23 protein-coding genes are annotated in these 8,678 nt (G+C 39.8%); 2 read left to right on the top strand and 21 right to left on the bottom strand.

Annotation, left to right across the window (positions count from 1 at the left end; genetic code table 11):
- Nucleotides 1-2: 2 nt before the first annotated feature.
- From KYJ26_RS20320 to KYJ26_RS20360, 9 genes are all read right to left on the bottom strand, one after another.
- Nucleotides 3-260, bottom strand: a complete 258-nt coding sequence (locus tag KYJ26_RS20320) for a hypothetical protein (RefSeq protein ID WP_219169492.1) — start codon at nucleotides 258-260, stop codon at nucleotides 3-5.
- Nucleotides 250-477 carry a hypothetical protein gene (locus KYJ26_RS20325; RefSeq protein ID WP_219169494.1) on the bottom strand — a complete coding sequence of 76 codons (228 nt, stop codon included), beginning with the start codon at nucleotides 475-477 and terminating at the stop codon, nucleotides 250-252. Before KYJ26_RS20325 ends, KYJ26_RS20320 begins: the two co-directional genes overlap by 11 nt.
- Entirely contained in the window at nucleotides 474-641 is a 168-nt protein-coding gene (locus KYJ26_RS20330; RefSeq protein WP_219169496.1) for a hypothetical protein, read from the bottom strand. Before KYJ26_RS20330 ends, KYJ26_RS20325 begins: the two co-directional genes overlap by 4 nt.
- Nucleotides 638-1,066, bottom strand: coding sequence for a DUF3310 domain-containing protein (locus KYJ26_RS20335; protein WP_219169498.1), 429 nt, complete (start codon nucleotides 1,064-1,066; stop codon nucleotides 638-640). The genes KYJ26_RS20330 and KYJ26_RS20335 overlap by 4 nt, the downstream gene beginning before the upstream one ends.
- A complete protein-coding gene (locus tag KYJ26_RS20340) occupies nucleotides 1,053-1,262 on the bottom strand; it encodes a hypothetical protein (RefSeq protein WP_219169500.1) in 210 nt (69 codons plus the stop codon). Before KYJ26_RS20340 ends, KYJ26_RS20335 begins: the two co-directional genes overlap by 14 nt.
- Nucleotides 1,262-2,533, bottom strand: coding sequence for a replicative DNA helicase (locus tag KYJ26_RS24095; protein WP_219169501.1), 1,272 nt, complete (start codon nucleotides 2,531-2,533; stop codon nucleotides 1,262-1,264). The genes KYJ26_RS20340 and KYJ26_RS24095 overlap by 1 nt, the downstream gene beginning before the upstream one ends.
- Nucleotides 2,530-2,787, bottom strand: a complete 258-nt coding sequence (locus KYJ26_RS20350; RefSeq protein ID WP_257475164.1) for a hypothetical protein — start codon at nucleotides 2,785-2,787, stop codon at nucleotides 2,530-2,532. The genes KYJ26_RS24095 and KYJ26_RS20350 overlap by 4 nt, the downstream gene beginning before the upstream one ends.
- Entirely contained in the window at nucleotides 2,784-3,458 is a 675-nt protein-coding gene (locus KYJ26_RS20355) for a replication protein (protein WP_219169502.1), read from the bottom strand. The genes KYJ26_RS20350 and KYJ26_RS20355 overlap by 4 nt, the downstream gene beginning before the upstream one ends.
- A 139-nt stretch (nucleotides 3,459-3,597) precedes the next feature.
- Nucleotides 3,598-3,816 (bottom strand): helix-turn-helix domain-containing protein, encoded by a 219-nt coding sequence (locus KYJ26_RS20360; protein ID WP_219169503.1) that lies wholly within the window; start codon nucleotides 3,814-3,816, stop codon nucleotides 3,598-3,600.
- Nucleotides 3,817-3,978: 162 nt separating this feature from the next.
- Between KYJ26_RS20360 and KYJ26_RS20365 the strand changes: the two genes are divergently transcribed.
- Together KYJ26_RS20365 and KYJ26_RS20370 are read left to right on the top strand one after the other, a co-directional pair.
- Nucleotides 3,979-4,182, top strand: coding sequence for a helix-turn-helix domain-containing protein (locus tag KYJ26_RS20365; protein ID WP_219169504.1), 204 nt, complete (start codon nucleotides 3,979-3,981; stop codon nucleotides 4,180-4,182).
- Between the two features lie 41 nt (nucleotides 4,183-4,223).
- A complete protein-coding gene (locus tag KYJ26_RS20370) occupies nucleotides 4,224-4,433 on the top strand; it encodes a ribbon-helix-helix domain-containing protein (protein ID WP_219169506.1) in 210 nt (69 codons plus the stop codon).
- A gap of 179 nt (nucleotides 4,434-4,612) precedes the next feature.
- Here KYJ26_RS20370 and KYJ26_RS20375 read toward each other — a convergent pair whose 3' ends face one another.
- The 12 genes from KYJ26_RS20375 to KYJ26_RS20425 form a co-directional block, all read right to left on the bottom strand.
- Entirely contained in the window at nucleotides 4,613-4,801 is a 189-nt protein-coding gene (locus KYJ26_RS20375) for a hypothetical protein (protein WP_374939783.1), read from the bottom strand.
- 33 nt (nucleotides 4,802-4,834) lie between these two features.
- Complete coding sequence (locus KYJ26_RS20380) at nucleotides 4,835-4,990, bottom strand: YozD family protein (RefSeq protein ID WP_219169508.1); 156 nt, start codon at nucleotides 4,988-4,990, stop codon at nucleotides 4,835-4,837.
- A complete protein-coding gene (locus KYJ26_RS20385) occupies nucleotides 4,987-5,475 on the bottom strand; it encodes a hypothetical protein (RefSeq protein ID WP_219169510.1) in 489 nt (162 codons plus the stop codon). Before KYJ26_RS20385 ends, KYJ26_RS20380 begins: the two co-directional genes overlap by 4 nt.
- 1 nt (nucleotide 5,476) lies before the next feature.
- Nucleotides 5,477-5,734, bottom strand: coding sequence for a hypothetical protein (locus KYJ26_RS20390; RefSeq protein ID WP_219169512.1), 258 nt, complete (start codon nucleotides 5,732-5,734; stop codon nucleotides 5,477-5,479).
- 205 nt (nucleotides 5,735-5,939) lie between these two features.
- Nucleotides 5,940-6,356 (bottom strand): YopX family protein, encoded by a 417-nt coding sequence (locus KYJ26_RS20395; protein WP_219169514.1) that lies wholly within the window; start codon nucleotides 6,354-6,356, stop codon nucleotides 5,940-5,942.
- The gene (locus tag KYJ26_RS20400) at nucleotides 6,353-6,496 is read right to left on the bottom strand and encodes a hypothetical protein (RefSeq protein WP_219169516.1); all 144 of its coding nucleotides are present in this window, start codon (nucleotides 6,494-6,496) and stop codon (nucleotides 6,353-6,355) included. The genes KYJ26_RS20395 and KYJ26_RS20400 overlap by 4 nt, the downstream gene beginning before the upstream one ends.
- Nucleotides 6,493-6,846 (bottom strand): YopX family protein, encoded by a 354-nt coding sequence (locus tag KYJ26_RS20405; protein ID WP_219169518.1) that lies wholly within the window; start codon nucleotides 6,844-6,846, stop codon nucleotides 6,493-6,495. Before KYJ26_RS20405 ends, KYJ26_RS20400 begins: the two co-directional genes overlap by 4 nt.
- A gap of 78 nt (nucleotides 6,847-6,924) precedes the next feature.
- Nucleotides 6,925-7,107, bottom strand: coding sequence for a hypothetical protein (locus tag KYJ26_RS20410; protein WP_219169520.1), 183 nt, complete (start codon nucleotides 7,105-7,107; stop codon nucleotides 6,925-6,927).
- A gap of 1 nt (nucleotide 7,108) precedes the next feature.
- Nucleotides 7,109-7,792, bottom strand: a complete 684-nt coding sequence (locus KYJ26_RS20415; protein ID WP_219169522.1) for a Rad52/Rad22 family DNA repair protein — start codon at nucleotides 7,790-7,792, stop codon at nucleotides 7,109-7,111.
- Nucleotides 7,785-7,913, bottom strand: a complete 129-nt coding sequence (locus tag KYJ26_RS24105; RefSeq protein WP_257475165.1) for a hypothetical protein — start codon at nucleotides 7,911-7,913, stop codon at nucleotides 7,785-7,787. Before KYJ26_RS24105 ends, KYJ26_RS20415 begins: the two co-directional genes overlap by 8 nt.
- A 200-nt stretch (nucleotides 7,914-8,113) precedes the next feature.
- A complete protein-coding gene (locus tag KYJ26_RS20420; RefSeq protein ID WP_219169524.1) occupies nucleotides 8,114-8,386 on the bottom strand; it encodes a hypothetical protein in 273 nt (90 codons plus the stop codon).
- Nucleotides 8,370-8,555 carry a hypothetical protein gene (locus KYJ26_RS20425; protein WP_219169525.1) on the bottom strand — a complete coding sequence of 62 codons (186 nt, stop codon included), beginning with the start codon at nucleotides 8,553-8,555 and terminating at the stop codon, nucleotides 8,370-8,372. The genes KYJ26_RS20420 and KYJ26_RS20425 overlap by 17 nt, the downstream gene beginning before the upstream one ends.
- Nucleotides 8,556-8,678: the final 123 nt, after the last annotated feature.

An 8,678-nucleotide genomic window follows, 5' to 3' on the forward strand; every position in this document is an offset into this window, starting at 1 on the left:
TATTAATAAACTTCACCAGTGTCAGATTCTTTCTCATAACAAACTTCACAGACTTTCTTGCCGTCAATATCTTCCCAAACGATTTTATGGTCCTCGTCGCAGAATACACATTCAGCTTTGATTTCTCTCCGTTTCAGATAAGCTACCTTCAACTTCACATGATCTTCCCAGCTCGGTTTTTCATTGTACCTCTTCGCCAAATCACTGTTCGCTATCTTCTCGTACCATTCTTTTGTCATGATTTGCTTTTTATTTTCCATGGTCATCCTCCACCGTTAGATTGGCTCTACTTAAATCTGACAACCTTACGAACGTTGATTGTCCTTCCCCATCAGAGAATGTCAGAACACCGTGTAAATCTTGCCTAAATCCTTTTTCGATGGTTTCTGCCATTGCAGCATGCTCTGATTCATTAGCTTCTTGAGTCAAAACATCTTCCTTCCCACTCTTGTAAAGCAAATTATATTTGATAATCATTTCTTCCCCTCCCCAAAATATGTCTTTAACGCTCCTACCGTTGCCTGGTATTCATTTTGATACTGCTCTACCTTTGTGAGTAGTTCGTTTAGGATGTCTGCCATGGGTTCGTGATGGAGGTTTACTGGTCTGTTCAAAGCTTGGGAGATTCTTTCAGCGTTCATTGTGATTCCTCCAATTCGATCAGCTTATTTAAGTTGAATTTGGCTTTCTCCAGGTCCTGCTTACCGCCCTTATCCTTGTACCTGCTTGTGTACTTGATTACGTTACCAATATAGAAGCCCTCTGCGACCGTATAGGAGCCTTCTAAAGGAAAGTGCTTCTCTAGGTATCCGTTTACGTCTATCTCGTTCTTGTGGTAGTGTGAGGGCTTATTGACAAGATCTGAAGCATTAACAACCTGCCATGTGCCGTTTTTTAAATTGTTTTCAACCTCCCACAATGGCGCAAAGCCTAAATTTCCAGTTCCATCAACTTCGACTACTTTATAACCATTTTTATTAAGCTGAAATTCCGCTCTCATTACGTTCCCATCTATATTTTTGAAGTTGAATTTATCCGGTAGCATATCAAAATTAATGTTTTGCATATTGTCTCTCCCTCTCATACTTTTCTAAATGTTCGTTCATTTTTGAAGAGAACTTGTCTTGGAGGAAGTATGTAATACGTTCTGCGTTGTCGTTCATCCCCAAGACTTGCTTCTCTTTCACAAGGAACTCAATTGTGATTTCTAACCAGTAATATTCATGGGTGATTGCGTCCTCGTACATTTCCTGGATGGTCATTAGAAAATGCTCTCAATTTTGTTGATCTGTTTCAGATACTTCAATTCAACCTTCCCTACTTCTCCGTCCCGGTTCTTTGCTATGTCCACTTCAAGGATGTTTCGGTTATCTTCGGTGGTTTCGTTGTAGTATTCATCCCTATAGAGCATCATGATTATGTCGGCATCCTGTTCAATGCTTCCCGATTCTCTTAGGTCACTCATGAGAGGTCTTTTATCCTGACGTTGCTCAACACCCCTAGAAAGCTGCGCAAGGCATATAATTGGCACATCATAGTCTTTGGTCAAGGCTTGCAAATCGGCGCTAATCTCGGTGAACTGAGCGTGTCCATTGCCGTTGTAATCCTTAGATGGTTTGATAAGTGTCAGATAGTCGATAAAAACAATCACATCACGATCTGGAAACTCCTGTTTAACTTTTCTGATTTTCGCCTTCATTTCACGAATAGTTTGTCTTGGCTTGTCATAGATTTTAATATCAAGCTTGTCCAGTTCTCCGACAGCCTTGGACCATCTACCCTTTTCTGCATTGTCCAGATAGTGGTAAGGGTTCTTTAACTTCATACCGTTGATTTCTCCCAGGCATGAGAGCATCCGTTTTAGTAACGCTTCTGCTTTCATTTCTAAAGAGAAGATGACCGGAACCGCATTATTTTGTGCTGCCCTTAATGCAAGGTTGATAATAAAAGCCGTCTTACCCATGGATGGTCTTGCTCCCACAATGACTAAATCATTTTTCTGGAATCCATCCGTTTTCATATCTATCTTGGCAAATCCACTTGGGATCCCACTGTTATTTTTAGGTGTTTCGATAAAAGGCAAGTTCTGTAATTGTTTCAAGTGTTCTTGTAAGTCGAACTCTTCTTGCGTCCCTTCTTCATCAATCTTGGAGAGGTCTTTAATCAATTCCGGGACCTTTTCTAAATTGAAGTTATCCAAGGACGTTTTAAGAAGTTGCCTTGATGTATGTGCTTTCCACTCTTTCAGAATAATTTGTTCGTATGATTTAAAAGCATTCACTGACGGCACCGCATCTTTATATTGTTTCAGCCTTTTACCGCCACCAATAAATGCAAATCCACTGTTTCCTAACTGATCCTTAAGGCTTGCTACATCGACAGGTATGTTTTTCTTTTTAATGTCGATAATAGCTTTATAGATATTTTGATTAACAGGCTCTAAGAAATGTTGCGCTGATAACGTAATATCGTGTAAAATGGAGTTATCTAATAATATTGAACCGATTAAAAGTTCTTCTGCGTGTTCATTCACTTAGCATCGTCCTTCCAAAACTCTGCTAGGGCAGAAGAATCCTCACGTTCTTTCCTTGATCGTAAGTCAGCGATCGTAGGAGGGAACGTTTTTTCTTTTACATGCAGCTCTGCTTTTTTCATGACAGACGCTGGATTCTGGTCTTGTAAGTTTCTATGCCAGAAATCTAATTTCTCTGGGCTAACTTCAAAAAGTGGGTATCCGAACTTAATCGTTTTGAATACTGCCTTCACTTGCTCTCTCGTCATCATCATAAGTCCTCCCAATTTATTTCTTTTTGTTTTTTAGGTTTCTGCTTTTCTTGTTTCACCTTCATAACCAGTTGATCAAATCGTTTTCTAAGTTTAGAAGGTGATAAGACATTGGTCATTTCAAAAGAATCTTGTTGTACCCACTTCATTAAGTATCTGATTTGTTCCTCAGTTCGTTTATCAATATCAATCATCTTCCTAACATCATCAGACCACGTTTGTAAGTTGGGCTTTTTATACTCTGGGTTGTTATCTCTGATTCTTTCAAAAAAGTAAACTGACAATTGAAAAGGAATAGAGGTTTCCTCGTAAACTTGTTTGCGAGTATCTTTCTTCTTTTCATTCTTTACATTCTTTACATTCTTGTTTGTGTTCATTTGTTGTTCATCTGTTGTTCTGTTGTTGTTCACTTGTTGTTCAGTTTCTTGGTAGTCACCCCATTTAACTATTGATACAACGCTATATTTGTTAGTTTTTTTGATGTTCAACATTCCCCATTGTTCGAGGTTGTTCAAGTACCTCCACCACGAAATCTCACTTTGCTTCATTTTGGGTTTCATACCCTTATTTAAGTCCTCAGAAAGTGATGATCTACCGGTTACAAACTCCCCAGGTTGAAGAGTAATTATCTTGTTTCCCACCAGTTGATCATGCTCTTTATGAGTCGCTTTCATCAGGCAGTACATCCATAATTTGAAGTAGTATGGATCCTGCCATATTGGAGAACACATCGTCTTTCTATATAGCTTAATGTAACCTTGCATGCTATCCCTTCTTTATGAAATGGATGGTGTATTTCATATACAACACCTCCTATTTTTTAAGTGTCAGCAGTTCACCTACTTCGCAATCAAGAGCTGCACAAAGCTTGGCGATTGTATCCGTGTGCATCCGGTGCTTCTCATCGTTTAAAGCCTGTGAAATGGCCTTACGAGATAACCCAGACATTTCTTTAAGTTGCTCGATCGTGCGAACGTTTCTCTTTCCCATCAGCTCGTACAATCTCACTTCAAGATATGGGGATTTCGTCATAAATTTCCACCTCCTTCTATATTAATTATACCACCCATAGGTAATCTGGTACAACCCTTAGGTATCAATTTAAACAAATTTAATTCTTTTAGGGTAAAAAATGAAACCTCAAGTTGTATTTTTCCGTATATCTGAGTATAATAGGTAACGAGGTGATACCAAATGGTCGTAAAAAATAACCTAAGAGTGTTAATGGCGAAAAAGGGAGTCAATATTCAAGACGTTTCTGACGCCACTGGATTAAGTAGAAAATCAATTTCAAAACTTTACAATGAAACTTCTGTACAAATCACGTTTGATGTAATTGCTCGTCTTTGCGTTTACTTTAACTGTGAAGTGGACGATCTGTTATTCCTGGATAAGTAACACCGTAATACAAAACCCTAAAAATAAAGGAGACAACACAAATGGCCCATATTCGTAAAGACTCATCTAAACCATCTACCACTATCTCATTAGAGCAAGCACTCTTGGATCTGATTGAAGATTATCGTTTTACTAAGCGTAAGAATAATCGCTCAGAAGCAATTGCTGATTTGATCCAAAAAGGGTTGAAGCTGGAAGAACTACTTGAGAAAAAGAAAGCTAAGAAGAAGCTGGAAAAGGTGCCTTGCTAAGATGCGAGCGCCTTTTTTCTTTGTATGTTCGTAATACGGCACCTAAGATATAATACACAGCTCCAGGTAAAGTAGCGCACATTAAGTGATACAAGTTTGGTTGGTGTTTGTCACATTTTTTCTGGTATTCTATAATACGATCCGTAGATCAATGTGTCGCACCATCATCGAAATACGCACTAGACTTCTTCTGCATAAACTTCTGTTTTGTAATATTCTATATGCCATTCGTTATATTCTGGGTCTATTTCTTTTTGAAGTGCTTCCTCCCTTGCCTTTGCTATTTTTTCATTCGGACATACACACTGTATTTCATGGACGCTTTCATCCACGTAATTAAGCTTTACCAATACATACATATACATCAATTTCACTCTCTCCTTTTCCTGCACAATATTTGTCTACACTTCATCAATAACTCGTTTGTTGATTAGAAACTCAAACATTGAATCTGAAATCTCATCTAGCTCTTTTTCTCCTGGAACCAAACCTTTCTTAATCAATTGCATGTACAAAAAATCTTTGATTTCATCGGTATCAATATAGATATCTGTCATGCCATCTTCCCCTCCAATTCTTTTACTCTGTTACGATAGTAATCTACTAACTGAGTTCCGGGTGGAATTGTACAAGCTTCTTCCAACGTCCATCCTTGCTTACCCACTCGACTCTGAAAGGTGCGCTGGTTGATTCCATTCTTTTTGATTTCTTCATACACCCACGCAGGGTATTTCCGTTGACGATCACGATTCTGTTTAGCGATTTCTTCCCTGGTCATCGGTGGAGTAGTAGCTGCTTTTTCTTCGTCCCACCCATACCGCAAACGGTTATCATATGTCATCACATCCACTATTCCTAACTCCTTGCATTTGGCTCTCCAAGGCGATTTAGAGTGACGTCTGACAGGTCGTGTCATAGCATCTTCTTTATTCCAGTAGTGGTAATGGAAACGTGCGTATAAGTTTTTACGGTCGATACCACGGCTCTCGGCTAATTTGTAATCTTCCTCTGTGAGTTCATGTTCCTTGTCTATTACAGTCATTTCATCCATTCCTTCCGGCTAAGACTTTACTTCTCTCCTTCTTCATGCGACAGAAATACTTCTGAGTCATGTAAGAACCTTCGTAATCGTCTAATGAGTGTTTTCTCCCTTTCTTGACACCCCAGTTGGACCCCACTTTTGTGATTGGACATATAGGAGTGTGTATCTCCCATCCATCGGCTAACTTCTCTTGTACGGCTTTCTCAAGCTCAGGTAATCGCACCCTCGTAATGTCATGAACAAAGTATTCTAATTCCATACTTTCATCCTCACTTTCTCCAGGAGTCCCGGGTTATATTTAACGTATCCATTGATCACGTGGATGTTATGGCCCTCACTACGCAACTGCTTTATGTAAGTCTCAATTAGGTGTCGTGATACTTGCAGTTCTGTAGAGAGGTCTTTTAGGTCCTTGACGAGAGTTATTTTGCTGATTGTGAGTATTCGCTCTTTGGTGGGTGCATTCATGATTTAACCCCTTGATATGCGTTGCCGATGATTTCTAGTTCCTGGTCGTTTACGATTGCGTTGTATAATTCAAAGATCCCTTTTTCGGTTACGATCGTCCAACTTCCACAAGAGAACTCAACTTCACCTTTCAAGATGTTGTCATCTACATGCCCCCCTGTTCTGTCGTAAGCAAAGTCATTGAAATACACGATGTCTTTTTCATAAATTTCCTTGTCTTCCTTATCCTTTAGACCAGTGGATTGCATGTATTGAAGGTGTTCCAATTTAGGATATCCCCAATCGTGTTCTGAAATATCGGTGGCAGTAATGGTACCGAATCGTTCTATAGAGAACACAACATCATCTTCTTCACCAACGAAGTACATTTCTTTCTTCACGTTATCCCATGCTCTGAACTTAATTTCTCTCATTTCAATTCCTCCAGATAAAAGAATGTATGGATCATACGCTTCACACGACTAGGTACTGCGATATACCCAAGGGCTAGGATGAGTCCTAAGCCCAGGGTGATGGATAGGATGAGTAGTGTGTAGAAGAGATAGAATGTCATTTGGATTCTCCCTCGTAGATGTTTCCAGTGACTTCTCGCTCACAAAAACTCGGTCTACTGTAGTCTCCAAACTCAAAACAACTATTTTCGTCATCCCACTTAACGGCTGATGATTCTTTTACTTCACCTTCGCCCAAGACATTGTATGACCATCCGATAATATCCCCTTCATAAATCTCCTTGCCGTTCTTATCCTTTAATCCGGTGTACTGCATGAGTGGAGAATAATAAGGGTCCTCACTCCCTGCGTATGACATATGATCCTTGAAGCTATCCAGTTCTAACAGTTCATCCCATTCAATCATTATTTTATTTTCCTTGCCGAAAACTCTAAATTTAATTTCAAGCATTCTTCTTCTCTCCCATCATCATTTTTAAAAACTCCACTGTATCTTCAAGGGCTTGGATGTACTCTTCTTTAGATTTCATCACCTATCACCAACGTTTTCTGAATTGATGATTGCGAACGCTTCCTCGCTTGAAACTTCTGGTACTCCTAAGAAACATTCACGATAGTGAGGTTCAAACGTTTCTCTGTTTTTTAAAATTTCACCACAACCAACGCAATAATATGGATGCCAAACTTTACTGATTTTAAATGTTCTTTTCACGTTAAGCACTCTCCTTTTCAGCCTTCGCAATCCATCCATCTATTTTCATGATTACTGCTTCTGCTTGCTTACTGGATAGTTCTGTAACATCGTTTATAGATAGAGCAGCATAAACTTCTGCATCTGTTTTACCTCTAAGCTTCCCGAACGTGAGAGCCTTCGTTTTGAGTGTACCTACTTGTTCGGATGTGATGGGTGCAACTGGTTCAAGTTTAGGTATGGCCCAACTAGGTAACTGAGGATCATCCCAATAGCCTTTTACGTTCGCCTTCTTATCGTTGATGTAGTTCTGCCCTTTTTCCTTAACATCCGCCCAGGTTTCATCGAGGTTATAGAGATAGCGACCTATTCCCCATTGAACGGCAGCTCTCTTCATGCTTCCACTGAATCCGCCTTTAACGGCTTCTATATTCGTTTCCTCTGCTCCATCCCACTTCGTCACCCATTCACCATCAATCTTCACTGAGATACCGCACAGGACCCCTTTATCTCGCCACTCCTTGTATTCGTTTCTCCATCCACCTACACCGAATACTTCATCTAATCGGTTCATGATGGCCCTGTTCGTCACGTAAGCGAGTACAACGGCTTTGTTACCTCTTTGTGTACTCATGGCACGTTGGACACGCCACTCGATGTCTTTTGGATGGAAAGGGGATTGTAAGGCTTCTAGTTGGTTAGTCATGGCTCTCAACCTCCTCAACGTTCTCAATCTCACCATTCTCAATCATCATGTAATACACTTGGTCGGGGATCGGCTGGAAATTGGAGTAACAGGGTTTGCCGTTTACGATGTATATTTTCATTTTCGTTACCTCCTGTTATAATGTCCGTATAATGTTTTCTAGGGGGTCTGATTATGCTTGCCGGCTATCAGCCCTCTAACTTCCGTATGACTTCCTCATAATCGTTTATAAGGTGTTCTGTATGTCTTGCATGTCTACGCAGTTCCCTTGCTGCTTGAATCTTCGTTTCGCAATCAGCGAGCATCTCCTCATGTTGCCGTTTAAGATACCTTAAATCTTTTCGCATCCTCTCCAATGCTGACTTCTCGCTGAACTTGGATATCGACATTTGATAAGTCTCCTTCCCATTCAATTTTCGTATTCTCTAAGATGTAGTAACTGTCAAAGAAAAAGTGAATCTCCTTTTCAATGATGTGTTCAGATGGTTCGAAGGCTCTAAACTTCAAATACACTTCATCATCACTAGGAATCCGATTCTCATTATCGAAACACTCATGGATGTAATCTCGGATGTTATTAACTAACTCGTTCATGCTGCTCACCTTCCCTAAGAAGTGTTTGTAAATCATGATGAACGTCCCAGGCGATATGCGACTTTCCATTTTCATCTTCATAGGCGATATAATGAAGCTCACCGAATGTGTAGTTTAATGAACGTACTTCATAAAATTTACCGTTCAACTTGATATAAGGTGCTTTCATTTTGTTTCCTCCTTATTGCAGATTTTCATCGAAGTGTTCACTACTTCAAAGTAGACAGAAGTTCTATAATTTGCTCTGCGTATTCACCTCTGGTGTAGACCATTAATTGACCTGTTTCGTCAT

Source organism: Rossellomorea orangium (assembly GCF_019334305.1).
Taxonomy (GTDB): Bacteria; Bacillota; Bacilli; order Bacillales; family Bacillaceae_B; genus Rossellomorea.